The organism is Catenulispora yoronensis (genome assembly GCF_039531695.1).
Taxonomy (GTDB): domain Bacteria; phylum Actinomycetota; class Actinomycetes; order Streptomycetales; family Catenulisporaceae; genus Catenulispora; species Catenulispora yoronensis.
On record NZ_BAAAQN010000002.1, the window covers coordinates 214,222 to 240,193 of the forward strand.

General features: G+C 70.7%; 25 protein-coding genes and 1 tRNA gene. 8 read left to right on the top strand and 18 right to left on the bottom strand.

Going from position 1 to position 25,972, the window contains the following annotated elements; all coding sequences use genetic code 11:
* Window positions 1–55: 55 nt before the first annotated feature.
* Complete coding sequence (locus ABD481_RS02380; RefSeq protein WP_015796693.1) at window positions 56–538, bottom strand: CarD family transcriptional regulator; 483 nt, start codon at window positions 536–538, stop codon at window positions 56–58.
* 323 nt (window positions 539–861) lie between these two features.
* Between ABD481_RS02380 and ABD481_RS02385 the strand changes: the two genes are divergently transcribed.
* Window positions 862–1,116, top strand: a complete 255-nt coding sequence (locus tag ABD481_RS02385) for a hypothetical protein (RefSeq protein ID WP_344663797.1) — start codon at window positions 862–864, stop codon at window positions 1,114–1,116.
* A 332-nt stretch (window positions 1,117–1,448) separates the two neighbouring features.
* Entirely contained in the window at window positions 1,449–1,985 is a 537-nt protein-coding gene (locus tag ABD481_RS02390) for a hypothetical protein (protein ID WP_344663798.1), read from the top strand.
* Window positions 1,986–2,098: 113 nt separating this feature from the next.
* On the opposite strand, the gene ABD481_RS02395 is transcribed toward ABD481_RS02390, so the two are convergent.
* A complete protein-coding gene (locus ABD481_RS02395) occupies window positions 2,099–2,827 on the bottom strand; it encodes a prepilin peptidase (protein ID WP_344663799.1) in 729 nt (242 codons plus the stop codon).
* 132 nt (window positions 2,828–2,959) lie between these two features.
* On the opposite strand from ABD481_RS02395, the gene ABD481_RS02400 reads away from it, so the two are divergent.
* Window positions 2,960–7,351, top strand: coding sequence for a type VII secretion EssC family protein (locus ABD481_RS02400; protein ID WP_344663800.1), 4,392 nt, complete (start codon window positions 2,960–2,962; stop codon window positions 7,349–7,351).
* A 561-nt stretch (window positions 7,352–7,912) separates the two neighbouring features.
* Here ABD481_RS02400 and ABD481_RS02405 read toward each other — a convergent pair.
* Window positions 7,913–8,626, bottom strand: a complete 714-nt coding sequence (locus ABD481_RS02405; RefSeq protein WP_344663801.1) for a ribonuclease H family protein — start codon at window positions 8,624–8,626, stop codon at window positions 7,913–7,915.
* Window positions 8,627–8,757: 131 nt separating this feature from the next.
* Here ABD481_RS02405 and ABD481_RS02410 point away from each other — a divergent pair.
* Window positions 8,758–8,830 (top strand) — tRNA-Thr (locus ABD481_RS02410).
* A 31-nt stretch (window positions 8,831–8,861) separates the two neighbouring features.
* Here ABD481_RS02410 and ABD481_RS02415 read toward each other — a convergent pair.
* From ABD481_RS02415 to ABD481_RS02435, 5 genes are all read right to left on the bottom strand, one after another.
* A complete protein-coding gene (locus tag ABD481_RS02415; protein WP_344663802.1) occupies window positions 8,862–9,740 on the bottom strand; it encodes a tyrosine-type recombinase/integrase in 879 nt (292 codons plus the stop codon).
* A gap of 18 nt (window positions 9,741–9,758) precedes the next feature.
* The gene (locus tag ABD481_RS02420) at window positions 9,759–10,064 is read right to left on the bottom strand and encodes a hypothetical protein (RefSeq protein WP_344663803.1); all 306 of its coding nucleotides are present in this window, start codon (window positions 10,062–10,064) and stop codon (window positions 9,759–9,761) included.
* 99 nt (window positions 10,065–10,163) lie between these two features.
* Window positions 10,164–11,045: a helix-turn-helix domain-containing protein gene (locus tag ABD481_RS02425; RefSeq protein ID WP_344663804.1), complete on the bottom strand. Its 882-nt coding sequence runs from the start codon at window positions 11,043–11,045 to the stop codon at window positions 10,164–10,166.
* Entirely contained in the window at window positions 10,991–11,503 is a 513-nt protein-coding gene (locus ABD481_RS02430; protein ID WP_344663805.1) for a DUF6879 family protein, read from the bottom strand. The genes ABD481_RS02425 and ABD481_RS02430 overlap by 55 nt, the downstream gene beginning before the upstream one ends.
* Entirely contained in the window at window positions 11,487–11,684 is a 198-nt protein-coding gene (locus tag ABD481_RS02435; RefSeq protein WP_344663806.1) for a hypothetical protein, read from the bottom strand. Before ABD481_RS02435 ends, ABD481_RS02430 begins: the two co-directional genes overlap by 17 nt.
* Window positions 11,685–12,172: 488 nt before the next feature.
* On the opposite strand from ABD481_RS02435, the gene ABD481_RS02440 reads away from it, so the two are divergent.
* Complete coding sequence (locus ABD481_RS02440) at window positions 12,173–12,688, top strand: Rv1352/Rv1906c domain-containing protein (RefSeq protein ID WP_344663807.1); 516 nt, start codon at window positions 12,173–12,175, stop codon at window positions 12,686–12,688.
* Window positions 12,689–12,718: 30 nt separating this feature from the next.
* On the opposite strand, the gene ABD481_RS02445 is transcribed toward ABD481_RS02440, so the two are convergent.
* Window positions 12,719–13,405: a hypothetical protein gene (locus ABD481_RS02445; protein WP_344663808.1), complete on the bottom strand. Its 687-nt coding sequence runs from the start codon at window positions 13,403–13,405 to the stop codon at window positions 12,719–12,721.
* Between the two features lie 82 nt (window positions 13,406–13,487).
* Window positions 13,488–14,090, bottom strand: coding sequence for a hypothetical protein (locus ABD481_RS02450; RefSeq protein ID WP_344663809.1), 603 nt, complete (start codon window positions 14,088–14,090; stop codon window positions 13,488–13,490).
* A 410-nt stretch (window positions 14,091–14,500) separates the two neighbouring features.
* Here ABD481_RS02450 and ABD481_RS02455 point away from each other — a divergent pair, with 410 nt between their 5' ends.
* Both ABD481_RS02455 and ABD481_RS02460 read left to right on the top strand, forming a co-directional pair.
* Window positions 14,501–15,274 (top strand): ABC transporter ATP-binding protein, encoded by a 774-nt coding sequence (locus tag ABD481_RS02455; protein ID WP_344663810.1) that lies wholly within the window; start codon window positions 14,501–14,503, stop codon window positions 15,272–15,274.
* A gap of 3 nt (window positions 15,275–15,277) precedes the next feature.
* Window positions 15,278–17,842, top strand: coding sequence for an ABC transporter permease (locus ABD481_RS02460; protein WP_344663811.1), 2,565 nt, complete (start codon window positions 15,278–15,280; stop codon window positions 17,840–17,842).
* A gap of 127 nt (window positions 17,843–17,969) precedes the next feature.
* Here the strand turns inward: ABD481_RS02460 and ABD481_RS02465 are convergent, their stop codons facing one another.
* From ABD481_RS02465 to nagA, 6 genes are all read right to left on the bottom strand, one after another.
* A complete protein-coding gene (locus ABD481_RS02465) occupies window positions 17,970–18,215 on the bottom strand; it encodes a DUF2630 family protein (protein ID WP_344663812.1) in 246 nt (81 codons plus the stop codon).
* Window positions 18,216–18,328: 113 nt separating this feature from the next.
* On the bottom strand, window positions 18,329–18,580 hold the full coding sequence (locus ABD481_RS02470; protein ID WP_344663813.1) for a hypothetical protein: 252 nt from the start codon (window positions 18,578–18,580) through the stop codon (window positions 18,329–18,331).
* A gap of 272 nt (window positions 18,581–18,852) precedes the next feature.
* Entirely contained in the window at window positions 18,853–19,488 is a 636-nt protein-coding gene (locus ABD481_RS02475; protein ID WP_344663814.1) for a hypothetical protein, read from the bottom strand.
* Window positions 19,489–19,663: 175 nt separating this feature from the next.
* On the bottom strand, window positions 19,664–21,277 hold the full coding sequence (locus tag ABD481_RS02480; RefSeq protein WP_344663815.1) for an ATP-binding protein: 1,614 nt from the start codon (window positions 21,275–21,277) through the stop codon (window positions 19,664–19,666).
* Window positions 21,278–21,330: 53 nt separating this feature from the next.
* Window positions 21,331–21,525, bottom strand: a complete 195-nt coding sequence (locus ABD481_RS02485) for a DUF2304 domain-containing protein (RefSeq protein WP_344663816.1) — start codon at window positions 21,523–21,525, stop codon at window positions 21,331–21,333.
* Between the two features lie 658 nt (window positions 21,526–22,183).
* Window positions 22,184–23,353 carry an N-acetylglucosamine-6-phosphate deacetylase gene (gene nagA, locus ABD481_RS02490; RefSeq protein WP_344663817.1) on the bottom strand — a complete coding sequence of 390 codons (1,170 nt, stop codon included), beginning with the start codon at window positions 23,351–23,353 and terminating at the stop codon, window positions 22,184–22,186.
* 140 nt (window positions 23,354–23,493) lie between these two features.
* Between nagA and ABD481_RS02495 the strand changes: the two genes are divergently transcribed.
* On the top strand, window positions 23,494–23,835 hold the full coding sequence (locus ABD481_RS02495; RefSeq protein WP_344663818.1) for a DUF3263 domain-containing protein: 342 nt from the start codon (window positions 23,494–23,496) through the stop codon (window positions 23,833–23,835).
* A 51-nt stretch (window positions 23,836–23,886) separates the two neighbouring features.
* Here the strand turns inward: ABD481_RS02495 and ABD481_RS02500 are convergent, their stop codons facing one another.
* Together ABD481_RS02500 and ABD481_RS02505 are read right to left on the bottom strand one after the other, a co-directional pair.
* Window positions 23,887–24,039: a hypothetical protein gene (locus ABD481_RS02500; protein ID WP_344663819.1), complete on the bottom strand. Its 153-nt coding sequence runs from the start codon at window positions 24,037–24,039 to the stop codon at window positions 23,887–23,889.
* A gap of 380 nt (window positions 24,040–24,419) precedes the next feature.
* A complete protein-coding gene (locus ABD481_RS02505) occupies window positions 24,420–25,913 on the bottom strand; it encodes an MFS transporter (protein WP_344663820.1) in 1,494 nt (497 codons plus the stop codon).
* Window positions 25,914–25,972 lie beyond the last annotated feature (59 nt).

The following is a 25,972-nucleotide window of genomic DNA, read 5'->3' on the forward strand; positions in this document are numbered from 1 at the left end:
GTGCCGGAACGTGCCGGAAGCCGGGGCCCCAGGTGCGCTCGGCCCGGGCGGGCCGTCAGGAGGCGAGGACCTCGTCGAGGATGGCGTCCGCCTTGTCCTCGTTGGTGGCCTCGGCCAGCGCCAGCTCGCTCACCAGGATCTGCCGGGCCTTGGCCAGCATCCGCTTCTCGCCGGCCGACAGGCCGCGGTCGCGGTCCCGGCGCCACAGGTCACGCACCACTTCGGCGACCTTGATCACGTCGCCGGACTGGATCTTCTCGATGTTCGCCTTGTAGCGGCGCGACCAGTTGGTCGGCTCCTCGGTGTGCGGCGCGCGCAGCACGTCGAAGACGCGCTCCAGCCCGCCCTGGTCGACCACGTCGCGCACGCCGACGTACTCGGCCTTCTCAGAGGGCACGCGTACTGTGAGATCACCTTGCGCCACCTTGAGCACCAGGTATTCCTTCGGCTCGCCCTTGATCACGCGGATCTCGATATCCTCGATGAGCGCGGCCCCGTGATGGGGATAGACCACGGTCTCGCCAACCTTGAACGTCATGTGATATGTGCCCCTTCCGTGGCTCTCCAGGATACCACGCTGCACGCCCGTTCTGAAGACCGTTTGCGCAGGTCAGCGTACCCGTGGGGGCTTGACAAACCAGTATGCGGCGTGCTCGCGCAGCTCAATCGCCATCGGATGGACATCTCGGATCACCGTTTTCGGCCGTGCTTGATCTTGAATGCCGAGCGGTTCGTGAGGGTCTCGAGAAATCGTGGAATCAAGCGTGATTGCCGACCCCTCCGCTCTGGGCACAAGCCTCTCCGAAGCGCACAATGGCGCTACGGCTCCCGACGACAACGCGTGGGGTGGGGTGCAGCTAGGTGAACAGTCCAGGCCGCGACAACGGCGATTCCTCCTTCGGTTCCTTCGGCGAACCGGCCGACGACGGCCTCCAGGTCGTGGTCTGCCCTGATGACATCTCCGAGCTCGACTCCGAGGTGCGGGCCTACCGGCGCGAGGTCGCGCGGGCCCGGACCCGGGCGCGCTGGCGGTCGGCGGCCGGGGCACCCGGACGCGCGGTCGCCCGGTGCGGCCGGTGGCTCGGCCGGATGCTCCGTTACGCACTGCCCTGGTAGGTCGGCGGGCCGGCGCGTGACCGCACGCGCCGATCACCGGTCCAGGTGTGCCGCGTGCCTGCTCGCGGCGGTCGTTCAACAGGCGCGGGCAGGGTTCGACGCCGCTATGTGCGGACCGGTCCCGTCCGTCTCCGGCGCGCCCGGCGGACCCGAGTCGCCAATATCACGTCCCCGCACCCGGCCCCGGGCCGTGAGCGGATCCGAGGCCCTTTTAGACTGGCGTCGTCGCCATCGTTGATCGGGTGGTCCGGAAGTCGCACTTTTGGCGGCGCCACCGGAGCTCCGGCGGTGGAGGCCCGTGAGCCGTAGGACCGTCTAGGAGCCGTTCCGCCGTGAAGATCACCCTCTCGCCCGCCTCCCGCCACCGCCCGTCGAGGAACCGCATCGGGGCGCCGGTCCGGACGCGTTCCGTCCTCGTCGCCGCCGCCGTGGCCGGCACCGCCCTGACCGCGGCCGGCTGCGCCGCCGGGCCCGGCGCCGCCACGCTGCAGATCCAGCCGAACTTCGCCGCCGGCTCGGCCGGCGACGTGCAGGCCCTGAACATGGTCGTGGTCGTGGACCCGGCGTCCGGCGCCGCGCAGGTGACCGGCACCGTCGTCAACAACGGCGACCAGGCCACCAGCGTCACCGCCATCACGCTGAACGGGAAGTCGGTGCCGCTGACCGGCTCCGCGCTGACCGTGGCCCCGCACGGGGCCCTGAACCTGGCCACCGGGTCCAAGGTGGTGCTGGCCAACTCCGGCTCCAAGGCCGGGCACACCTCGCCGGTGTCGCTGACCCTCGCGGGCGGCGCGGCGATCACCGTGGCGGCGCAGACCGAGCCGAACACCGGGGTCTACGAGCAGTACAAGCCGTCGGCGACGAGCTGACTTCCGGCTTCCAGCCTCCAGCGCGTGGGCCGTCCGCTGAGCGGGCGGCCCTTTTGCGTATCCGGGTTCTGTACTCCAGGTTCTGTGTTCTGTCCGGCGTGGTCCGTGTCCGGTCAGCCGATCAGGATGGCCAGGAACGCCCCCATGATCAGGAACGGGCCGTAGGTCAGGGCCGAGCGGCGCGACATGCGGCCGGTGCGCAGCATGTAGACGCCGAAGGCGGCCGCCGCGCTGGTGCCGGCGAGCAGGCCCAGACCGAGTTCGCTCCAGCCGAGCCAGGCGAGGAAGAGGCCGAGGATGCCGGCCAGCTTCGCGTCGCCCAGGCCCATGCCCTCGCCGTCCGGGCGGGCATACGCCAGCGCCATGAACAGGCCGCCGGCCAGCGCCGCCCCTATCAGCCCTCTGAGGAACGGCGTGAACTCCCGGGACAGGTAGGCGGCGGTGAACAGGCCTGACACCCCCAGCGCGGCCAGCGGATACGTCAGCTGGTTCGGCAGCCGGCGCACCGCGAGATCGATGAAGGCCAGGGGGACGCAGGCCAGTGCGAAGACCATGAACGTCAGCAGCACCGGATCGTTGCCGACCCGGAATCCCACCGCGAAGGTGGCGAGCGCGGCCACGATCGCGGACAGCCACACCCGCGGACCCAGGTGCGTGCGGCAATAGTGGCAGCGCCCTGTCCACAGGGTGAAACGGACGCGGCCGCTCGGAAGGCGTTCTCCGCAGTGCCGGCAGGTACCGCGGGCGGGGGTGTCCGCGTCCACTGACATCTGGTACGCGGTGCGGGCGAGTGCGGGGGCGAACAAGGCTCCGACCAGCGCCGTCGCCACACCGACCTCCATGGGCCCTCCTCCTGCGGAGTGTCCGTGAGCACCCTTAGGTGAGGGGGCTGCGGAACGGGGATCCGGCCCGGAATCCGGGCCTGTCAGGGCGGACCTTATCCCGTGCGGGCGCGGACCGTAGACTTCCGAACCATGCGTATGACGTTGACAGTGGTGGATCCGGTCCAGGGTGCTTGGATGGACGCGCTGCTGGACGCGGACGGGGAGTCTACGATTCCGCAGGTCGCGGACCAGCTGGGCCGGATGTTGGGGGCGACGGGACCACATCCGGGTTCGCCCCCGTTGTTGTTCGTGGACGGCAACCTGATAGACCAGCGGCACTCGCTGGCGTCCTCCCCGCTGCGGGAGGGGTCGGTGGTGTCGCTCCACAACCCTTCGGGCTGCCTGCCCGCCGAGCCCTACGGCACCGTCGAGGTCCGGGTGGCCGGCGGTCCGGACGCCGGCGGCGTGCACCGGATCAACCCCGGCTACGCGGACATCGGGCGCTCGCGCCGCAACCGCGTGAAGATCGACGACCCCGGCATAGCCGACTTCGCGCTGCGGGTCAGCCTGGACGTGCACGGGATGATCCGCGTCGCCCCCTACGAGGGGGTGGTCGCGACCCTGGAGCAGCAGCCGCTGGCCGGCGAGGCCGAGTGGAAGCCGGGGATGCAGCTGGTCATCGGGACCACGATCCTGGAGGTCGGCTACTACACGCCGCCGGACGCCGCGCTGACGCCGTCCGAGGACGGCGCGTTCCTGGACTACAACCGGCCGCCGCGGATCCTGCCGCCGGACCGGCAGACCAAGTTCAAGCTGCCGAGCCCGGTCAAGGACGAGCACAAGCGCCCCTTCCCGGTCGTCATGCTGGTGGCGCCGGTGATGATGGCCGTGGTCATGGCGCTGGTGATGCAGCGCCCGCAGTACCTGCTGATGGCCGCGATGTCGCCGATGATGATGCTCGGCAACTACGCGCAGGACAAGAAGACCGGCAAGAAGACCTTCGCCCAGCAGGTCGCCGACTACGAGCAGAAGAAGGCCCGGATCGAGCAGGACGCCCGGGACGCGCTGGCCCTGGAGCGGGCGCACCGGCGGCAGGAGTGCCCGGACCCGGCGACCCTGCTGGACATCGGCATCGGCCCGCGCCAGCGGCTGTGGGAGCGCCGCCGCCGGGACGCCGACCACCTGCTGCTCCGGGTCGGCACCCTGGACCAGGACTCCGAAGTGGTGCTGGACGACCCCGAGCAGGACGAGCACCGGCGCCAGGTGGCGTGGACGGTGCCCGAGGCCCCGGTGAAGATCCCGCTGAAGGAGCGCGGCGTCATCGGCCTGGCCGGCCCGTCCGGCACGCCGCGGGCGCTGGCCCGCTGGCTGGTGGCCCAGACCGCGGGCCTGTCCAGCCCGGACGACGTGCAGTTCGTGCTGCTCACCGACTCGCACGCGCAGCAGGACTGGGAGTGGATGCGCTGGCTGCCGCACCTGCGGCCGACCGCCGGGCAGAACACCTCGGTGCTGATCGGCACCGACGCCGAGACCGTCGCGCAGCGCATCGCCGAGCTGTCCCAGCAGCTGTCGGCGCGCATGAAGGAGCTCCAGAAGAACTCCGGCGAGAAGGTCGGCTTCAAGGACCCGGACGTCGTGGTGATCCTGGACGGCTCGCGCCGGCTGCGCTCGATGCCCGGCGTCATCCAGATCCTCCAGCAGGGCCCGCTGGTCGGCATCTACGCGATCTGCCTGGACGGCGAGGACCGCTTCCTGCCCGGCGAGTGCCAGGCCATCGTCGTGGTCGAGCCGCAGGGCCTGCGGGTGCAGCAGGTCGGCGCGGACATGATGCGCGGCGTGCGGCCGGACGCGGTGTCGCCGGTCTGGTGCCAGCGCCTGGTGCGCGGCCTGGCCGCGGTCCGCGACGTCTCCGGCAACGAGGAGGCGGCCGGCATCCCGAGCTCGGCCCGCCTGCTGGACGTCCTCGGCCTGGAGCCGCCGACCGCGCAGGCCGTGGCCGCGCGCTGGGCGATGGGCGGCGAGACCACGATGGCGCTGCTGGGCGAGTCCTTCGACGGGCCGTTCGGCATCGACATCCGCCGCGACGGCCCGCACGGCCTGATCGCCGGCACCACCGGCGCCGGCAAGTCCGAGCTGCTCCAGACGATCGTGGCCTCGCTGGCCGTGGCGAACAAGCCGACCGCGATGACCTTCGTGCTGGTCGACTACAAGGGCGGTTCGGCGTTCAAGGACTGTGTCCAGCTGCCGCACACCGTCGGCATGGTCACCGACCTGGACAACCACCTGGTGGAGCGGGCGCTGGAGTCGCTGGGCGCGGAGCTGAAGCGCCGGGAGCACATCCTGGCCGAGGCGGGCGCCAAGGACATCGAGGACTACGGGGACATCCGCAAGAAGAACACGCATCTGGCGCCGATGCCCCGGCTGCTGATCGTGATCGACGAGTTCGCGTCGATGGTGCGGGAGCTGCCGGACTTCGTCACCGGCCTGGTCAACATCGCCCAGCGAGGCCGTTCGCTCGGCATCCACCTGCTGCTGGCCACCCAGCGGCCCTCCGGCGTGGTCTCGCCGGAGATCCGGGCCAACACCAACCTGCGGATCGCGCTGCGGGTGACCGACGGGCCGGAGTCCACGGACGTCATCGACGACCCGGCGGCCGGCTTCATCTCCAAGTCCACGCCCGGCCGCGCCTACGTCCGGCTCGGCGCCAACTCGCTGGTGCCGTTCCAGGCCGGCCGCGTCGGCGGCCGCCGCCCCGGGGCCAACGTGGTGAGCCAGGCCTCGGTCTGGAGCACCCGGGTGGACTGGGGCACGCTGGCCGCGGCGCCGCCGAAGAAGCCCGACGGCCCGAAGGCCGAGGAGGACGCCGAGATCACCGACCTGAAGGTGCTGGTCGACGCGATCCGCGAGGCCAACGCCAGTATGCAGATCCCGCCGCAGCACTCGCCGTGGCTGCCGGCCCTGCAGGACACGGTGCTGCTCTCGGACGTGCCGCCGGTGCGCCGGCACGGCGGGCACGACCTGGCGCCGGTGCCGTGGGGCATCGACGACCTGCCGGCCCTCCAGGCCCGCCGCGCGGCGGTGCTGGACTTCGGCTCCCTGGGCCACATGCTGATCGGCGGCGCGCCGCGCTCCGGCCGCTCGCAGATCCTGCGGACCATGGCCGGCGCGATCGCGCTGACCCAGTCCTCGGCCGACGTCCACATCTACGGCATCGACTGCGGCTCCGGCGCCCTGCTGCCGCTGACCGCGCTGCCGCACTGCGGCGCGGTGGTGCAGCGGCAGCAGACCGAGCGGGCGATCCGCCTGATCAGCCGGCTGAACCAGGAGATCGCCAGTCGGCAGGAGCGGCTGGCGGCGCAGGGCTTCGCCGGCATCGTCGAGCAGCGCATGTCGGTGTCGCCGGACCAGCGGCTGCCGCACATCCTGGTGTTCCTGGACCGCTGGGACGGCTTCCTGGGCTCGCTCGGCGAGATCGACGGCGGCGTGCTGGTGGACCAGATCCAGAAGCTGATGCGCGAGGGCCAGGGCGCGGGCGTGCACCTGATCATCACCGGCGACCGTCAGGTGTTCTCCGGCCGCCTGGGCTCGCTGACCGAGGACAAGCTGTCCTTCCGGCTGCCGGACAAGCAGGACTTCGGCCTGATCGGCCTGCACCCGCGCAAGATCCCGGACGAGATGGCGATCGGCCGCGCGTTCCGCGCCGACTCCGGCCTGGAGACCCAGGTGGCGCTGCTCACCGCCGACGTCTCCGGCCAGGCCCAGGCCGCCGCCCTGACCGCCATCGCCGAACAGGCCAAGGCCCGCGACGCGGCGATCCCGCGCCCCCGGCGTCCCTTCCGCGTCGACGTGCTGCCCAGCCGCATCTCCCTGGCCGAGGCCTGGGAACTGCGCGAGGAGGCGTCCTCCGGCAAGCAGCTGTGGGCACTGGTCGGCGTCGGCGGCGACGAACTGGTGGGCTCCGGCCCGGACCTGGGCGACGGCATCCCGGCCTTCGTGATCGCCGGCCCGCCGAAGTCCGGCCGCAGCACCATGCTCCAGGCGATGGCCCGCTCCCTGGTGGTGCAGGGCTCCGCGGTGATCCTGATAGCACCCCGCCCCTCCCCGCTCCGCAAGATGGGCTCGGACCAAGGCGTCCTGGCCGTGTTCGAGAACGGCGCCGACCTCTCCGAGGACGACCTCCGCACCGCACTGGCCCAGGCATCCGGCCGCCCGGTGACAGTCCTCATCGACGACGCCGAGATGGTCAAGGACGCCCCCGCGGGCACGGTCCTGAAGGAGATCATCACCTACGGCGCCGAACGAGGCCAGGCCCTGGTGATCGGCGGCTCCCCGGACGACCTCAACTCCGGCTTCAGCGGCTGGCACGTCGACGCCCGCAAGGGCCGCCGGGGCGCGCTGCTGTCACCGCAGTCGCCGATGGACGGCGACCTGATCGGGACGCGGATTCCGCGGAGCCTGGTCGGGGGACAGGTGGTGCCGGGGCGGGCGCTGCTGCATCTGGGGGATGGGGAGCTGCGGACGATTCAGGTGCCGACGGATTGATGGGGGTGTTGAAGCGGGGTTGGGACGGCCGCTGGGTTGGGATGGTGGCCGGTTGCTGGTGGTGATTGGTTCGGGCCGGTGGCCGGTTCCTGGTGGTACTCGGTTCGGACCGGCGGCCGGGTTTGGTCGGTGGCCGGTTCGGGCTGGTGGCCGGTCTTCTGGCGGTTATCGGTTCGGAACGGTGGCCGTTCCTAGCAGTAGTCGGTTCGGACCGGTCGCCGGTTCCTGGCGGTAGTCGGTTCGGACCGGCGGCCGGTTCTTGGCGGCGATTGGTTCGGATCGGTGGCCGGATTTGGTTGGCGGCCGGTTCGGGCTGGTGGCCGGTTTGGAACGGCAACCGGTGTTTGGCGGCGATCAGTTCGAGCTGGCGGCGGTCGGCGGCCGGTTCGGGATTGTGGCTGGCCCAGGCTGGCGGCCGGGTTCGGTCGGCCGGCTGAGTGATTAGAGCAGTTAGCGCGGCGGCGGCCGGGACTTCGGTCCCGGCCGCCGCCGCTTTTGGCGTTCTGGTGGTTTGGTTTCGCGGGTGATGGGTCTTCTATCGCCTCGCCTGGCCTTTCCGGCTCAGGCGCAGTCGGGGTGACCCCACCGACCTCCGGCGAGCTTCGCGATCTTCTCTCCGGCGGCGTAGGAGCGCCCGCAGGAACAGGTGCCGGCGAACTTCGCCTTGATGATGATCGGCTTCTTACTGGCTGCGGAGCCGGCCCCGGCTCCGGCTCCGGACCCGCTCGCCGTAGCCCCAGCCGCCGTCGCCGCCCGAGCCGCCTTCACCGGCCGATCCGGCGTCCCCGGCACCTCCCCGACCCCGGTCCCCGACAAGCCCTTCTGGCTGACCGCCACGGCGCTCGCCGCCCGATCGGCGATGTCGTTGTACCGGTCCCCGTTCACCTGGTGCGCGGCGACGTGCACGAACCGCACGTCCCGTGTCGCCAGCAACGCGTCGATCTCCCGAATCAGCTCCGCGTTCGCCACCGGCTTCTTGGCCGCGGTCAGCCATCCATTCTTCTTCCACGCCGGCAGCCACTTCGTCACGGCGTTGATGGTGTACTGCGAGTCCAACCGGGCCTCCAACTCCACCCCCGGCCCGATCTCCAACAGCAACTCCCGTAAAGCCGTCAGCTCGGCGATGTTGTTCGTGGCGTCCCCCAACGGCCCGGCCCGCCACCGCAGAACCGCCCCGTCCCCGTCGGCGAGCACCCAAGCCCACGCCGACGGCCCCGGATTCCCTTTAGTGGCCCCGTCACTGGCCCCGATGAGCCGCTGTTTCCCGCTGGACATCCACCCATGGTGACAGAAACCCCACCACCCCCACGGCATCCGACCCCCACCAGAACTGACTGGGGCAACACCCTCCCGGTTCGGTACCATGGCGGCGGACCCGTCAGGCCCCCGGCCGATGACGGAATCCGGCCGCTGTGGCGCAATTGGCAGCGCACCTGTCTTGTAAACAGGTGGTTAGGGGTTCGAGTCCCCTCAGCGGCTCTCTGAATATGGTCTGACCAGCGGCGGAGCTTCACGCCGCTTCTTCGGCGTCCTTCGTCGTACACATTTCGTCACCACGCGGGCTGACAACGAGCGCGGAACCGAGTATCGCGCGGGTCCTCTCGGCGCTCGACGGGAACAGGTGCCCGTAGGTGTTCATCGTCTCGACGATCGAGGCGTGACCCAATCGCTCTTGAATCACCTTGGGCTGTTCCCCGCCCTCGATGAGAATCGAGGCGTAGGAGTGGCGGAGGGCGTGAATCCCGGTCTTGCTCGGGAGTCCGGCCACTTGTCCCACAGCAGACACCCACGTACGACGCCGGAAGTTGGAGTACCGAAGCTTCTTGCCGCCCTCGGCAGAGAAGATCACGTCATCTTCGCCCTTGCCGAACCGGGCGATGTGAGCCGAGATCGCTTCGATGACGCTCTGATGTACAGGGATGGTGCGGATGCTGGCCTTTGTCTTGGGCGACGTGAAGCCATGACCCTGAACCTCGCGCTCAAGCTGGCGATCCACGCGGATCGTCTTGCGAAGGAAGTCCACTCGATCAACCGTGAGCCCCGCCAACTCGCTGAAGCGCATGCCAGTACCGGCCGCCACGATGACGAAGGCGTGATACCGCAGGTCGATGGCCTGAGCTATGCGGTTGAGATCAGCGGGACTGATGGGCTCCTTCGTTTCACGCTCCGCCTTCGGCAGCTCGATTGATGTGCACGGCGACTTGCCCAACACGTCCTCGGTGTTGAGGAACTGGATCGGCTCCGCATGACCCATGTTGAAGGTCTTCACGAACGGCCCGCACTCTTCGACCCGTTCGACCTGGACCCAACCGACGTGATCACGGAAGACGAACGCGCCCTCGGGGACGAGCGCCGGGACCATCTTGGTCTGACTACTCGGAAACGCCATGCCAGTCGCCGGCTTCTCCTAGTTGCCTTCCTCATCGTTGCGCGTCCACAGCTTCGAGCTGGCCAGGAACGTCTGATCCGGGATGTTGGCGAACTCCACCGTGACGAACTTGCGCCACTGTTTGGCGGCCGTCCCTGGCACCGGAGCGTCGTAGGGCCGCCCCACTTTCGCGACCTCGTGCCATGCCGAGTCGGGGTCCAGGTGCACCCACTGTCCGGGCTTGAGCATGGCCACCGGCACGCGCTGTTGGTTGGCGACGAAGTAGCGGCCGGGCTCTGACGGACCGGTTATCGGCTTCACGGCGGTGATTGCGTGGCTTGTCATCGTTACGGCCTGTTCCCCTCTGGGCGCCTCAGATCTTTTAGACCATAACGACGCAGGTCGAAGGCCGGAAAGGGCTAGTCACGTACTCGCATAGTTTGCTCAGGCGCGGGCGCGGAACTCCGCCGCGATCGAGGCCAAAAGGTCGGTTGCTTCCGTACCCCAAAACGCGTGTTGTTCGAACAGTCGGAACCGTTCGAGGTGAATAGCCACGTCGCGAGGGTCGCGCATCACTACGAGTCCGCCGTATGTCTCGGCGGTGGCAAGCCGCTCGTCATAGACGACGAAGACGCTCAACAGGGATGGCAGCGGGCAGACCGGCTTCGTTGGGATCACCCCCATGCGGACGCTCGTGAGGTTGGCGACGGATGCCAGGTGGTCCGTCTGCACTGCCATTCCTTCGGCACCCAGAATCGGCCAGCGTACGGCGCTCTCCGTCATCAAGAACGTGAAACGCTTCTCACGGTCGTAGAGGATGCCCTGACGTTCGAGCCGTTTCGCAGTGGCCGCTGCCTGCGGATTCGTCATGCTGGCTCGGGCGTATTCGGGCGTGTGTAGGAGCCCGGTCAACATGGTCGGCAGGAAGAATCTGATCTCGTGCGAGTCCTGTTCGAGCTTCGCCAATTCCCGCTGTCGGTGCTCAAGACCACGGCGACGTGACGAACGAACGTCGTGAAACTCCGTGTTGGCGGATCGTGCCAACGTCAACAACTCGTCGGCTTCGTGCTTGGGGACTTCGAGAGCCCTGACAATGGCCTGTACGTCGAAGACGGACGGCAGAGTCCGGCCGGTCTCAATCCGGCTGATCTTCGTCTGACTCATCCCGGTCCGCACTGCCAGGCGTTCTCCGGACAGGCCAGAAGCCAGCCGCAGCTCTTTGAGGGCTGCGGCCAGGTCGGATCGCTGTTGAGCTTGCTCCTCTGGCTCGATCAGTTCAAGAACTCCAAGAACGGAACGGAGTGCTTCAATGCGTAGTCGCGCCATTCGAAGTATTGCGTGAGGTCGGGGTCTTCGACCAGCTCACGGCCGATCTGCGTACCGTCCATGTTGTAGTCGAGGCGCGCCACGGTCTTCTCGTCGTACAGCCAGAAGTCGAATGTGGGGAGCGGGGGCAACGACTCTCCGGTCAGGTCCAAGACCCGGATGTCTTCCCCGGCAGCGACGTTCCCCGGCACAGACCAGGCGAAGCCGTAGCGCTGGTAGTCGGTTAGAGGTTGGCGCACGACCCTCACCCGCTGCATGGTCTTGCCCGCTGCGATGTTGGCGCGCACCGTCGCGTGCCATTCGGAGTTGTGGCCTTCGGGTACTGGCTCGCCTGCCAGGAACCGGCGCACGCTGTCTTGCTCAGTGGGCATGGTGTACGTCGGCTGGACTTCCAACCGGAACGCCGACCGCTCGAAGTTCTTCGCGTAGGCCCTCCAGGCTTCACCCACCAAGCGCACTCAGCGCCTCCCTCAGCAAGTCTGCCGAGATCTCGACGGCCTGTTCTCCGGCGCCGAGACGGAGGCCGTCAGCGTGGCTCACGCCGTCCCCCTGTACGACGATCGTCCCCCGGTCGCTGATGAAGACAGCCGGGCAGTCGTCGTTGTCGCAGTCCGGCCCTGAGAGTTTGGTCAGCTTCACGCTTTCCCCTGGCTCGTAGTGGATTGATCACCACTGGTGAGGCTAGGCGTGCTCCTCGGAGTCGGTCAACGACGAGTCACGTTCCCGCATAGATCTCTATGCACGTTCGTGGCTGGAGTCTCCAGACAGCACAAAGCCCCCGGTCGGGCCGGGGGCTCGTGCGCTGGCGTCGTACACATTTCGTCACCCGAAGGGGCCTGAAGGGACCGGACGGGCCTCCATGCTTCCGATGCGTCGCGGTAGGGCGGCCACTGGTCAGACCGATCAGGGTCGGAGCGCTGGGTACTGGGCGACAAGCCAGACATAACAGGTGGTTAGGGGTTCGAGTCCCCTCAGCGGCTCATTTCCTGGTGAATCGGGTCAACGGCAAGCCGAGTCCCTTCGGTGGCTCCGCCAACGCCTAGATGTTCGAGCGGGTATCTCCCGATGTGATCGACCGACCGCGACGAGTAGTTTTCGAGCGCTCGTTCATCAGGTCAGGGGAGGTCATGATCAAGAATTGCACTTCATTCTGTGCGGCCCTTGCTGTTGTTGCGCTGGCCGTCGGCGTCACGGCCGGCTGCGGCGACACAAATGGTGCCAAGGCTGCGGCGTCCGTGGCGACAACCGCGGTTCGTCATCCGGTTACCGACACGCCTTCAGTAGCTGCGGCGACAGTGTCGGTCACCGCCACAGTCACCGTTACCGCGTCCACTACCGCCCAGCCTGCGGCGCCCGTCACCGTGACCACTACCGCGCCCGCGCCCAGTTCCGCAGCTCCCGCCGGGGTCGGGGACGGTACCTACGTCGTCGGCACCGATATCAAGGCCGGGTTGTACAAGACCACTGGTCCCTCTGACTCGTCCTTCCCGAACTGCTACTGGGAACGTGAGCGCGATCTGGACGGTGGCCTCAATTCGATTATCGCCAATGACAACCCCAAGGGTCAGACCACCGTGAAGATTGCCAGTACCGACAAGGCATTCAAGACTTCCGGTTGTTCCGATTGGGTCAAGATCGGCTGAGGCATGGGCTTCCCGCTCCGCCCGTACCCATCACCCCAGGTCCGGCCACACCGTCGCCTCCACCCGCACGACCGGCGAGCCCGCCGCGTCGTGCCCCTGTGCCAGGACCTTCACCGTCGCGTACTGCCGGCCTGTGTCGTACGACATGTGGGCGACGCGGATGCAGAACACGTCGCCGTCGACGGCTGTCACCTGTTGCGTGTTCTGGGGTTGGAGCAGGGCCTCGCAGGCGGAGGGGGTCGGGGCTGTGGCGGTGGTCCAGCGGGCGGCGCCCCGGTCGGCGGTGAAGGTCGCGGTGGTCCAGGTGTCGGTGCTGAGGTCGGGGGTGCCGGAGTGGTCGGGGGACGGGGGGATGGTGGCCAGGGTGAGGCCGGTGGTGTCGATCTGGAGGATGCCTTGCCACTGGGGTGGTGGCGGTGTTGTCGGGGAGGTGGGTGACGGTGTCAGGACTGTGTCCCCACCAACCGTCTCCCCACCAGCCGTGTCCCCACCAACCACGTCCCCGCCCGGGTCCGCGATCGTCGTCGTCACCGCCGACGACGGGTCCCCGGCCGGGTCCGAGCAGAGCAGGGTCACCATGCCGGCGGTGGCCGCCAGTACGCCTCCGATGCCGAGCAGCACCGCCGCCAGCGGTTTGGCGTGCTCCGCGAAGCGGCCGCGGTGGCGGCCGCTTCCGATGCGGCGGCCGCTCCCGCGCCCGCCCGGCGCGCCCGTCACGTCCACCCCTGCGAATGAGAGCCTTGATTGCCGTTCAGGCCATCCGCAAGGCTATCCGGCGGGCCGCCGATCGACCAGATGCTCAGCGGCGGGGCGGGTTCGGCTGGACCGGGCGGCCCGGCGGGGGCGGCAGCGGGCCGGGCGGCGGGTCCTTCGGGGGGCGGGCCGGGTTGGTGGCGGCGGCGGTTCCGGTACGGACGCAGCCGGCGACCACCCCCACCGCTACCCCGGGTACGCCGGCAGGGCGCGGAACGCCGGGAATCCCTGGCAGCCCGGTACTGGCACCGCCGGTACCACCGGCGCTACCGGCACTACTGGCATCGCTCCCGGTCCGGGCCGCCGACGTGGACTCAGCGGGCTCCGACGTGTCCGCCAGAGCCGCACCCGCCACCCCCGCCAACGGCAAAAAATCCCACTCCACCGCCCCGCCCCCGACCCGCACCGTCAAGAACCCCTCGAACTCGGCGGGCACCGCCGTCCGGTCCCCGTCCCGCAGCGGCGGCGGCTCGGCCCACGGACCCTCGCCGAAGCGCGCCGGCACATGCACGAAGTACCGGCGGGCCAGCGAGCAGTCGGTGCCCAGGATCGAACGCCCCAGGCACCCGGCACACAGCAGCAGTCCGGTGTCCGGGTCGCGGCCGACCGGGTTCCCCTCGCAGCCGCAGAAGTGCTGACAACGTCGCATCGTCCCTCCCTCCCAGGGATCGGCGCGTAGAGCGTAAGCCCTTGAGGGCTACTTGATCAGCGCTTTCGCGGCCGAGATCACTCCAACGGGTGGCTTTCGCCCCGGCTTGGCCCGATCCGCGCGGGCGGCGGGTCCAGTGCGTGGACGGCGGACCGGGTCCGGAACCGCTCCCGGCGTTTGCGCAGATCAAGCGCCTCCGCCCGCGTCCGGCCCGACTTGAGTCGCACACCCGCCCCCCACCCAAGTCGTATCCGGCGCCCCCGGGCCACCGCCATCCGGTGACGCCGCCACCACCCCGTCGGGCGACGACCGGGACCCCCGCCGGAACCTACCTTTCCACTGGGGCCGGATCCGCCCCGCAGCCACGGCACATCCCGGCTTCACCACCTGCTTTCCGGAGGGGTTCCATCATGTCCGCACAGCACGCCGCCGCGCCCGGCGGCGCCGCCGTCCAGGCCCGCGACCTGGTCAAGACCTACGGCACCGGCGCCACCGCGGTGCGCGCGCTCGACGGTGTCACCGTCGGCTTCGGCCAGGGCGAGTTCACCGCCATCATGGGCCCGTCCGGGTCCGGCAAGTCCACGCTCATGCACTGCCTGGCCGGTCTGGACACCGCCACCTCCGGCTCGGTCCGGATCGGCGGGGTGGAGCTCACCGAGCTCAACGACAAGGCGCTGACCCTACTGCGCCGCCGCCGCGTCGGCTTCATCTTCCAGAGCTTCAACCTGCTGCCCACGCTCACCGCCGAGCAGAACATCCTGCTGCCGCTGGACCTGGCCGGCCTCAAGCCGCCGAAGCAGTGGTGGGACCAGGTGATCGGGGTGCTGGACCTCGGTTCGCGGCTCAAGCACCGGCCCGGCGAGCTTTCCGGCGGCCAGCAGCAGCGGGTGGCCTGCGCGCGGGCGCTGATGAGCCGGCCCGAGGTGGTCTTCGCCGACGAGCCCACCGGGAACCTGGACTCCCGGGCCGGCGCCGAGGTGCTGGCGTTCCTGCGGATGAGCGTGCGCGAGCTGGGCCAGACCGTCGTGATGGTCACCCACGACACCACCGCCGCCTGCGCCGCCGACCGCGTGGTGTTCCTGGCCGACGGCCGGATGCGCGGCGACCTGGTCGGCCCCACGCCGGACTCGGTCACCGCGCAGCTGCGGATGATCCGCCCCGACCGCGTCACCGCCGGGGAGTGAGCCGTGTTCAAGACCGCGCTGGCCAATCTGCGGGCGCACAAGGCGCGCCTGCTGCTGTCCTCGATCACCGTGCTGCTCGGCGTCGGCTTCGTCGCCGGCACCCTGATCTTCACCGACTCCATCAAGGAGTCCTTCTTCTCCAGCTTCGCCCGCCTGGCCAAGAACGTCGACGCCGCCGTGGTCCCGGCCAAGGGCGTGCAGCTGGCCGCCGACGACCGCCAGGGCCAGGAGGCCGCCGTCAGCCCGGCGGCGCTGGACGCCATCCGCCGGCTGCCCGGCGTGGCCTCGGCCGAGGGCCGGGTGCTGGGCCCGGCGCCGGTGCTGGACCAGTCCGGCAAGCTGCTCAAGCAGTCCGGCCGCACCGGGCTGGGCATCGCCTTCCCGGCCGACGGCTCGCTGGCCTACTTCGACTTCACCGCCGGGCGGGCCCCGACCGCGGCGACCGAGGTGGCGCTGGACAAGATCACCGCCGAGGACCGGCACTTCGCCGTCGGCGACCGCCTGACCGTGGTGGACCACGACGACAAGCGCCGCATCTTCACCGTCGTCGGCCTCTTCGACAACTCCGTCGACCAGACCTACCAGGGCCGGTCCGTCGTCGGCTTCGACACCGCGACCGCGCTCGACGTCACCGGCCGGCCCGGTTACGACCAGATCGCCCTGCGCGCCAAGGGCGGCGTCAGCCAGGGCAAGCTGGTCGCCGAGCTCAAGGACCTGCCGGCGCTGGACGGCAGCGGCGACCAGATCTACACCGGCGACCAGCTGCGCACCGAGCTGGCGCACAAGGCCACCGGCTACAGCGACAGCTTCGGCCAGATCCTGCTGGTCTTCGCCTTCATCGCCGCGCTGGTCTCGGCCCTGGTCATCCAGAACACCTTCCAGATCCTGATCGCCCAGCGGGCCCGCGAGCTGGCGCTGCTGCGCTGCGTCGGGGCCACCCGCCGCCAGGTGTTCGGCAGCACCCTGATCGAGGCCTTCGTCTTCGGCGCCCTGGCCTCGGCGGCCGGGTTCCTGGCCGGCATCGGCCTGTCCAAGGGCCTGGGCGCGCTGCTGAGCGGCATCGGCCTGGACGTCCCCAGCGACCACCTGGTGGTCAAGCCGGAGTCGGCGCTCTACGCCATCGGGCTCGGCCTGCTGCTCACCGTCGGCTCGGCGCTGTTCCCGGCGCGCGCCGCGACCCGGGTCGCCCCGGTGCAGGCGCTGTCCGCGCAGCAGGGCGAGACCCGGGTGACGCGCAAGGCAGGCCGGATCCGCGTCGCCCTGGGCCTGGCCGTGGCCGTGGTCGGCCTGGTCATCGGCTATCTGGGCATGCAGGCGAAGGATCCGGACAACGGCTTCTTCGTCCTCACCGGCGGGGCGGGCGTGGTCTTCATCGGCGTCCTGGCCCTGGGCCCGGTGATCACCGCGCCGATCATCCGGGCCCTGGGCTGGCTCCCGAGCAAGCTCGGCCCCACCGCCCGGCTGGCCACCGCCAACGCCGGCCGGAACCCGCGCCGGGTGGCGGCCACCACCGCCGCGCTGACCATCGGCATCACGCTGGTGACGATGTTCACCGTGGTCACCGCCTCGATCAAGGCCTCCGCCACCGACTCCCTGGAGCAGCACTTCCCCTTCGACTACCAGGTGGTGGCCGAGCCCGACCGCGCCGTCCCGGCGGACATGGTGGCCAAGCTCAAGAGCCTGCCCTCGCTGTCCACCGTCGCCGCGCAGTACAGCGGCAGGACGACGATCAACGGCCAGCGGGAGCAGACCGGCGCGATCGACGCCGTCGGCTACCACACCCTGGTCAACCCGATCATGAAGCAGGGCTCGATCAGCGACGTGGTGCCCGGCACCATCGCGCTCCAGGACAACCAGCTCGCCGATCTGAAGACGGCGGTCGGCCAGAGCGTCACGGTCACCGGCAAGGACGGCGGCACCGTCTCGCTGAAGGTGGTCGCCACCTACAGCGACTCCGGCATCGGGATGCCCGAATCCGCCTTGTCGGTCCCGGACTTCCTGAAGCTGGTCGCCTCCCCGGGACCGGACACGGTCACCATGCTCGCCAAGCCCGGCCAGACCCCGGCCGCCTCGCGGACCGCGGTGGAGCAGGCCGTCGGCGACGACCCGCTGCTCACCGTCAACAGCGTCGCCGACTACAAGAAGGAGCTCTCCAGCGGGCTGGACCAGGTCCTCGCCCTGTTCACCGGGATGCTGGCGCTGGCCGTCCTCATCGCCCTGATCGGGATCGCGAACACGCTGTCGCTGTCGGTCCTGGAGCGCACCCGGGAATCGGCGCTCCTCCGAGCCCTGGGCCTGACCAAGGCGCAGCTGCGGCGCATGCTCCTCACCGAGGCCATGCTGATGGCGACGCTGGGAGTGGCGCTGGGCATCGTGCTGGGCGGCGCCTTCGGATGGGCGCTGGTGCAGATGTTCAGCAAGGCCACCGGCAGCGGGACGCTGACCATCCCGGTGGTGCAGCTCCTGCTCTACGTCCTGGCCGGGGCTCTGGCCGGAACGCTGGCCGCGGTGGTCCCGGCCCGGCGCGCGGCGCGGCAGACGGTGGCCGCGGCGATCACCGAGGCCTGACAAGGTCTGCGACCGGGAACGCGCAGAGTCCGGGACCGGGACCGGGACAGAGACCGGGACCGGGAACGCGGGCGCGAGGACACGGAAGGGCCCGGCGGCATGGTGCCGCCGGGCCCTTCGGCGCGTCTCACTGCAAGTAGCCCTCGACCTCCGGCACCGACCGCGCCTTGGCGTCGGCCGGGTCCCCGCCGGTCTCGGTCTTCGCCCGCCGCTGCCGCAGCAGGTCCCAGCACTGGTCCAGCTCGTTCTCGGCGGCGCGCAGCGCGGTGATGTCCTCGTCGGTGGGATTCGGGTGCGTACGCAGCCGGTGCTCCTCGGCGACGAGCTCCTTGATCCGCGCCCCGATGCCGGCGTCGTTGGTCGTGTCAGCCATGGGACAACCGTAATCCGCCCGTGCGCCCGCCGCAGAATTTGGGCTCCGACCGGCGCCGAAGGAAGGCTTGGCCAAAGGAAGACGCGGCCGAGAATAACCTGGCCGAAGGAGGCTTACAGGCCGATGATGCGCCGCAGCCGCCGGAACGGCGCCCGCAGCCACAGGCCGCGCTCGGTGCGCTTCGCGCGGGCGACCCCGGTGCGCGGCAGGACCGCGATCATGGTCTCCAGGGCCTCGGTGGCGTTGTCGTCGCCCCGCGCCGCGGGAGCGTCGACGATCGCTGCGAAGTGCCGGTCGAGCCGCTCGGCGACGGCCTGCCCGCCGAGGCTCAGCGGCGGCACGCCGACCCGCCGCGGCGGGGTCATCTGACCCACCCCCGTCGGACCGCTTGCCTGAGACATCGCCACCCTTAGAAGGTATCGCATCGTGCCCCACGCGGCACAGAGGTTGGGTGTTCCGTTATCCCGCCGTGCCGCGTGGAGAATCTCACACTGGATCAGGGTTCTGTCTGATCAACGTCCTGACCTGCCGGTCCTCGGATCCGGCCCGCCGGGCGTCGCAGAAGTCTGTCTCCAGGACGTCTGGACGCCTCCGTCACTTGGCGTAGGCCGGCAACGGCGATCGGCGGAGTCCGGTCCTACAAACCGGCCTGGAAGGTGAACGACGTCGGAACCTGGGGCGTCTGGTCCTTCGCCCCGACCCAGACCACGACCTCGTCGTGCGCCTTGAGCACGTAGTCCGCCGGGTCGCCGGCGATCTCCTTGCCGTTGACTATCAGCTTCACGACCTTGTCCCCGCTCAGCGCGACCGGGCCGACCTGGGTGGTGCTCAGCGGCTGCCCCCACTCGGTGAAGACCTGGCCCAGCTTGAACGGGATGTCCTCGCCGGACTCGATGTGCAGGATCCCGGACGGGTCGTGGGTGTGCAGGGCGGTGATGGTCTGCTGGTTCTCGTCGATCCCGATGTACTGCGGCACGGTGATCTTCTGGCCGTCCACGATCACGTCCAGGTGCGCGTGGTAGTGCACCTGGAGCATCTCGTTGCCCAGCATCTGGAGTCCGGCCTTCTTCGCCGTGGCCGACTGGTCCGGGTTCCGGTCCCAGGATCCACTGGCCCCGCCGGGGGCGGAGGCGGCCGGCGAGCTCGACGAGGCCGGGGTGGTCCCGGCGCCGGCCGAGCCGCCCGCGGTGGAGCCGGACGACGAGCAGGCGGTCAGGACCAGGGCCGTCACCGTCGCCGCGGCGGCGGCCGCGGCGCGCTTGGGGATACTCATGGCGCCTAACGTACTTCAATCGGATGAGCGACCAGTTCGAATATGAACAACTTGGCCCGTGACAGTCCTCACCCTGGAGCAATCGGCGCTTAAGCCTGCAAAAAACCCCCGCCCGCACAGCAACGGGCGGCGCTCGCGCACCGCCCGTCGCCACTGTCCCATCCGTCACCGGCCCCTACTCGTCCTCCGGCTCCCCGAGCCCGCCGACCTCCTCGGCCGGGTCCCCGTCCTCCACCAGCGCGCCGACCAGCACCGGCAGCGCGCCGACCACGTCCGCCGCGACCGGCACCTGGAGCCGGACCACCGGGCCGCCCCCGACCCGCGCGAAACCGCGTCCGGGCGGCAGCACCGCCGGGCCGCCGATCTCCAGGGTCCCGCCGAACAGCGCGGTCGAGGCGGCGGGCGGCAGCTGGCCCAGGCCGACGCGGGCGTGCGCCTGGTTGCGCACCGTCGCCCGCAGCTCGCCGACCCGCTCGGCGCGGCAGGACAGCACCACCGTGATCCCGGTCGTGCGCCCGGCCCGCATCAGGTCGGCCAGTATGTCCTGGGGGTCGGCCAGCCCGGCCCGCGAGGCGGCCTCGCCCAGCGCCGGCAGCTCGTCGACGAACACCCACAGCGGTTTGGCCAGCTCGGCGATCAGCGTGTCGTCGTTCGCGCCGAGCTCCCGCAGCCGCTCGGCCCGCCGTCCGGACTCGGCCGCGACCCAGTCCAGCAGGTCCAGCGCGGCGGCCGCGGCGGACTCCACCCGGATCACGCCGTCCCGGCCGGTGAACTCGTCGAAGTGCCCGGTGTGCTCGGCGTCGACCGCGGTCACCAGGTGTCCGTGGCCCAGCGCCTGCGCGGCCAGCGAGCGCAGCAGGTTCGACTTCCCGCTGCCCAGCACGCCGGCCACCAGCAGGTGCGGCTCGGCGGCGAAGCGCCCGTGCCGCCACACCACCGGGGCCAGCTCCACCACCGGCACCTCGCCGCCGGGCTCGCCGGTCAGCTGCACCGGGATCAGCCGGGCGGTGGAGGTCGGGTCGGTGAAGCCGAGCACGTACTCGATCTCGGCGACCTTCCAGGGCTGGGCCGGGATCCCGGTCGGCAGCGGCGGCAGGATCCGGACCGAGAGCTTGTTGCCCTCCTCGTCCCAGTCGTACAGGTATTCGTTGGCCTGGCCGATCTTGCCCTCCAGGGCCCGCTCCACCTTGGCCCGGGCGTCGGCCTCGCCGTCCTTGAAGAACGGCGAGTACTCGATCTTCAGGGCCACCAGCCGGTCGGCCTCGTCGAACTCCCATTCGGTGAACCCCGACCGGTACCCGCCGCCGGGCTTGAACCGCTCGTCCGGGTCGTGGGTGTCCATCAGGTAGGGCACCAGGCCGTTGTAGGCGGACTGCAGGCGCGCGATGTGCGCGTCGGTCTCCGGGTCCTTGCCCGGGTCCGGACGGTCCCGGCCCAGGTAGGTGGCCGCCGCGGCCCAGACCGCGATCAGCAGCAGCACCCCGTACGGCTGGAAGCCGGCGGCCACGGCGCACACGGCGAAGACGAAGACCACCAGGTCCCGCCATTCCTTGTGCTTCTCGTGCCCGCCGGCCTCGGCCCAGTAGGTCTTGGCGTCCGCGGCCATCTGCTTGCTGCCGCGGACCAGCACCACCAGCGGGTGCCCGATGTCCAGCGCCCGCGCCTTGGCCCGTTTGCTCACGTGCCGGGTGCTGGTGGTGCAACGGCCGGCGGCCTCCGTGATCGGATGCTCACGGAAGCCGCGGACCAGGCGCTGGATGGGGTTCTCCGAACCCACCGATCCCGCCATGTGTGTTCGATTCCTTAAATCTCGGCGCTCAATACTGCCTGCTCGGCCGCCCGCTAGAAGTGCAGGTTGCTGATGAAGCTCGCGATGGACGCGCCGCTCTGCTTGATGTTCGGGGCGATCGAGGTGGAGGCCAGGTAGAAGCCGAGCAGCATGCAGACGATCATGTGCGAGACCTTGAGTCCGTCCTTGCGGAACAGGATGAAGGTGATGATGCCCAGCAGCAGCACACCGGATACCGAGAAGACCATGACAGCGCTCCTTCGCCTGCGAGTGCGCGGCGTCTTTCGGTCGCCGTGCGTGAATCTCTGCCTAGTGATGTGGGCGGCTATGGAGAGTGGCGCTCGCCCGGATCGGCGAAGCCATTCGTTCCCGAGGGGAGATGAAAACCAGATTCAGATGAAGCTCACTTTTGGATTCTCGCCCAGCGGAATCGGGTTTTATAGCTGAGAAGGCCCTCATAGCCGGGTAGATTCACCCGAGCGGCGCATCTGGCCCTGATCCGGGCCCTGAAACCTCCGGCCTCGCTCCGAACCGGAGTGGGCGGTGGTGATCATGGGGTTGATGGGAGAGCGGCGGGTGGGCCGGAGTCCTCGCGCGGCGATTCAGAGTTCCGCGGTGCCCCGGGAGCCCGGCCGTTTCCTCGGTCGCGGCGGCATTCGCCCGGCGAATACCGTCGGTCCGAACCCGGGATGCGCAACCCGGGTCGGGCATTCGGACGAGGGCAGGGGCGACTCTCGACGGCCGGGAACGCCCGCGGGCGGCCGGTGCCGAACTGTCCGTACTGAATACAAGCCCTGAAATGCCTGTACTGAAATACCTGTATCGCGCCGGCGGACACCTATTAATGGGCGCAAGGCCGAGCGGCCCGCCGACCGGCTACTGCTACTGCTACTGCTTCTCCACCTACTACTGCTTCTCCACCGCCACCGACCAGTCGCCGCGCTTCATCACGCCGCGCACTTCCAGCTCGTCGTCCAGCACCACCAGGTCGGCGTACTTCCCGGCCTCGATCGAGCCGAGCTCGTGGTCCAGGCCCAGGGCCCGGGCCGGGGTCAGCGCGGCCGACACCGCCGCCTCCTCGACCGGCAGGCCCAGCTCGCGGACCGCGCGGCGCAGCGCCACGTCCATGGTCAGGGTGCTGCCGGCGATGGAGCCGCCGCCGGCCAGCCGGGCCACGCCCGCCTCGACCTCGACGTCCAGCGCGCCGAGCCGGTACATGCCGTCCGGCTGGCCGGCCGCCGCCATGGCGTCGGTGATCAGGGCCACGCGGTGCGGGGTGACGGCGTTGAACACCATGCCGATCACCGCCGGGTGCACGTGGATGCCGTCGTTGACCAGCTCGACGATCACGTTCTCGTCCTCGATCGCGGCCACCACCGGGCCGGGCTCGCGGTGGTGCACGCCGGGCATCGCGTTGAACAGGTGGGTGGCCACGCGGGCGCCGCGGGTGAAGGCCTCGCTGGTGACGCCGTAGCCGCCGTCGGTGTGGCCGACCGCGGCGATCACGCCGGAGTTCGCCAGCAGCGCCGTGGCCTCGATGCCGTAGTCCAGCTCCGGGGCCAGGGTCACCATCTTCACCGTGCCGCGGCCGGCCGCCAGCAGCGGGCGCAGCAGCGCCGGGTCCGGGCTGCGCAGCAGGGCCGGATCGTGCGCGCCGCAGCGGGCCTTGGAGATGAACGGCCCCTCCAGGTGCAGCCCGGCCAGCAGCCCGTCCTCGACCAGGCCGGCCAGATCGGACAGGTAGCCCTCCAGGACGTCCAGCTCGGTGGACACCGTCGAGGCCATGATCGTCGTGGTGCCGTGCTCGCGGTGGAAGGCCGCGGCCCGCACCGCCTGGTCCACGTCGCCGGAGCTGAACGCCGCCCCGCCGCCGCCGTGGGTGTGCATGTCGACGAAGCCCGGCAGCAGGAAACGGCCGCCGAGGTCGACGGACGGCTCGTGCGGATGGGCGCCGGCCGGGTCCGGGGCGGAGCCGGCCGGGCCCACCTCGGCGATGCGCTGGCCGTCGATGCGGAGCCAGCCGGCGGGGCGTACGCCGTCGGGGAGGACGATCCGGGCGTTCGTCAGCAGTGTCATCGCAAACCTGTCAGGACGGTGGGTGGAGCCTGGTTCATAGGACGGTGTTTGATTGGTATAGACCTGTAACCGATCGGACCCACGGTACGCCATGGGGCGGCGCCGGTGCGGCGTGGGTCGGCCGCCGTAGGCTGTCGGGCATGGAACCGAGTGAGCCCGGGGGCGGATTGACGGACCGGGATCGCGCGATCCTGGCCTTCGAGAAGCAGTGGTGGCGGCACGCGGGCAGCAAGGAACAGGCGATCCGCGAGCGGTTCGCCGTCTCGGCCACCCGCTACTACCAGATGCTGAACGCGCTGCTCGACGAGGAGGCGGCGCTGGCCGCCGAGCCCGAAGTGGTCAAGCGGCTGCGCCGGCTGCGCGCGGCCCGGCAGCGCGCCAGGTCCGGACGGGTGAACCGGGTCTCCGACATCGGCGGGGAGCCGGACCCGGACCCCGAGCCTGTGTCTAATGAGGGGCATGACCGGGGCCGAGCTGCGTGACCGGGACCGCGGCGCCGGTCCCGGATACCGGGATCCGCTGGGACTGGTGAGTCAGGGCCGGACGATGAGCCGGCCGCGGATGGCGCTGGCGGTCGCCGCGGTCTGCGGCGCCGGGCTGCTGGCCGGACTCGGGCTGTTCGGAGGCTCGGCCGCCGCGCCGAGGCCGGCGGTGCCGGCCGTCGGGATCGTGAAGGCCGCCGACACCGTGGGCGCCCGCCCCGAGGCCGCGCACCGGCCCCCGGCGCGCCGCCCGCACGCTCGGCATCCCGCCCAGCACCCGGCCCAGCACCCGGCCCGGCACTCGGCCCAGCACCCCGCCCCGCATCCCGCCAAGCCGCTGCCCCGCACCGCGCGGCACCCGCACCCGGCGCCCGCTCCGACACCGTCCTCGTCGACCCTGTCGTCCTCGCACGGGACCCCCTCTCCACCGCACCCTTCCCATCGGACCCCCGGCGTGAACAACAACCGGACCCTCGGCGTGAACAACAAGAGGACGAAGGCCGACGGCAAGGGGAGTGCCGGAACCGGCGCCCCACACGGCGCCGTCCGGCACTCCCCGGTCCCAGCGGGCGGATCGGACCCGGTCAGGCCGTCCGCTCCGGGTCCGGCCACTGCGCGGCCCGCAGCGCCCGCTGCGACACCGCGTACAGCACCGCCACCGTCATCACCAGCGACAGGCCCAGCAGCGTCGCGGTAGGCGAGAGCCACTGGAGCGCGGCGCTCGCCGACAGCGTCCCGGCCGGGATCCCGGCCAGCAGGAACATCTCCAGCGCGGCGGCGGTGCGGCCGCGCTGGTCGTCCGGCACGGCCTGCAGGATCAGCACGTTGACCATCACCACCGCGGACGGCACCGCGGCGCCGCCGGCGGCCAGGAACAGGGCGTCGGCCAGCGGGGCGGTGAAGAACGTCATCCCGAAGTTGGCGACGGCGAAGACCAGGCAGGCCACGATCAGCACCCAGCCCGGGCGCAGCGCCCGCAGCAGCGGCTTGGCCAGCGGCGTGCCGATCAGCCCGCCGACCGCGGAGGCGGCCACCACCAGGCCGGTGGTGCCGGAGGCGGCGTGCTGCTGCTGCATGCGGACCACCAGGCTCAGGAAGATCGGGTAGCCGGCCATGTTCACCAGGCACAGGCTCAGCGCGGTGGCCCGCATCACCGGGTCGCGCAGGATGGTCCTGATGCCCAGCAGGACGCCGCCCTCGGGCCGGCCGCCGCCCGCCCCGGGCCCGGGCCGGGTGCCCGCGCCGGCCGCCGCGCCGTCGGCCGCCGGCAGGCGCAGGAACAGCACCGACAGCAGCGACAGCACGCTGGTCGCGGTGGCGAACACGAAGGGCAGGGCCCGGGACACCGCGAACAGCGCGCCGCCCAGCGGCGGGCCGGTCAGCTCGCAGGCGTGGTTGCGCAGCTGCTCGCGGGTCAGCGCGTCCGGCACCTGCTCGGGGGCCACCACCTGGCGGATCATCAGGGTGCGGGCTCCGGCGAACGGCTGGATCGCGCCGAGCAGCGCGGCGGTGGCCAGCAGCTGCCACAGGCTGAGCACCCCGGTGAAGTAGGCGAGGGCCACGCCGCCGGCCGCGACGGTGCGCACCGACTCCGACAGCAGCAGCAGGCGGCGCCGGTCGTGGCGGTCCATCAGCTGGCCGACCGGCAGGGTGGCCAGCACCGAGGCGATGAGCTGGACGGTGGCGAACAGGCCCGCGGACAGCGGCGAGCGGGTCAGCGCCAGGATCACCAGCGGGTAGGCGATGTCCGCGGTGGACAGGCCGAGCACCGCGGCGACCGACCCGCCCCACAGCAGGTTGAAGTTCCGGTTGCGGCGCAGCGGGACCGGCCGCTCGGCGGGCTCGCCGGTTCCGCGCCGGGCCGTCCCGTCCTGGCCGCTCCCGCCCTCGGCGGTCCCGCCCTCAGTGGTCCCGGCCCCGTCGTCCGGTCCCTCCGGCCGCGTCGGCGCCGGATCGCCCGGTGCCGCCGGACGGGTGGGCGCGGTCTCGGCGGGCCGGGCGTCGATCGCCGCCGCGCCGTCGCCCGCCGCGCCGGTCCCGGTCTTCGCCTCCGTCGGCCCGAGTGTCGTTGCGGTCATCGTGAATCCTCCCCTAATCATGAACGTTCTCGTTGGCGCGAGCATTCACGGTCGAGCGA

Bases quoted from the DNA above. Each gene is read 5' to 3' on its own strand.
- ABD481_RS02470 (WP_344663813.1), bottom strand. From the start codon at position 18,580: ATGACCCCGCCGCGGCGGGTCGGCGTGCCGCCGCTGAGCCTCGGCGGG.
- ABD481_RS02380 (WP_015796693.1), bottom strand. From the start codon at position 538: ATGACGTTCAAGGTTGGCGAGACCGTGGTCTATCCCCATCACGGGGCC.
- ABD481_RS02415 (WP_344663802.1), bottom strand. From the start codon at position 9,740: ATGGCGTTTCCGAGTAGTCAGACCAAGATGGTCCCGGCGCTCGTCCCC.
- ABD481_RS02440 (WP_344663807.1), top strand. From the start codon at position 12,173: ATGATCAAGAATTGCACTTCATTCTGTGCGGCCCTTGCTGTTGTTGCG.
- nagA (WP_344663817.1), bottom strand. From the start codon at position 23,353: ATGACACTGCTGACGAACGCCCGGATCGTCCTCCCCGACGGCGTACGC.
- ABD481_RS02480 (WP_344663815.1), bottom strand. From the start codon at position 21,277: ATGGCGGGATCGGTGGGTTCGGAGAACCCCATCCAGCGCCTGGTCCGC.
- ABD481_RS02450 (WP_344663809.1), bottom strand. From the start codon at position 14,090: ATGCGACGTTGTCAGCACTTCTGCGGCTGCGAGGGGAACCCGGTCGGC.
- ABD481_RS02420 (WP_344663803.1), bottom strand. From the start codon at position 10,064: ATGACAAGCCACGCAATCACCGCCGTGAAGCCGATAACCGGTCCGTCA.
- ABD481_RS02405 (WP_344663801.1), bottom strand. From the start codon at position 8,626: ATGTCCAGCGGGAAACAGCGGCTCATCGGGGCCAGTGACGGGGCCACT.
- ABD481_RS02475 (WP_344663814.1), bottom strand. From the start codon at position 19,488: ATGAGTATCCCCAAGCGCGCCGCGGCCGCCGCCGCGGCGACGGTGACG.
- ABD481_RS02395 (WP_344663799.1), bottom strand. From the start codon at position 2,827: ATGGAGGTCGGTGTGGCGACGGCGCTGGTCGGAGCCTTGTTCGCCCCC.
- ABD481_RS02505 (WP_344663820.1), bottom strand. From the start codon at position 25,913: ATGACCGCAACGACACTCGGGCCGACGGAGGCGAAGACCGGGACCGGC.
- ABD481_RS02400 (WP_344663800.1), top strand. From the start codon at position 2,960: ATGCGTATGACGTTGACAGTGGTGGATCCGGTCCAGGGTGCTTGGATG.
- ABD481_RS02465 (WP_344663812.1), bottom strand. From the start codon at position 18,215: ATGGCTGACACGACCAACGACGCCGGCATCGGGGCGCGGATCAAGGAG.
- ABD481_RS02425 (WP_344663804.1), bottom strand. From the start codon at position 11,045: ATGGCGCGACTACGCATTGAAGCACTCCGTTCCGTTCTTGGAGTTCTT.
- ABD481_RS02455 (WP_344663810.1), top strand. From the start codon at position 14,501: ATGTCCGCACAGCACGCCGCCGCGCCCGGCGGCGCCGCCGTCCAGGCC.
- ABD481_RS02485 (WP_344663816.1), bottom strand. From the start codon at position 21,525: ATGGTCTTCTCGGTATCCGGTGTGCTGCTGCTGGGCATCATCACCTTC.
- ABD481_RS02495 (WP_344663818.1), top strand. From the start codon at position 23,494: ATGGAACCGAGTGAGCCCGGGGGCGGATTGACGGACCGGGATCGCGCG.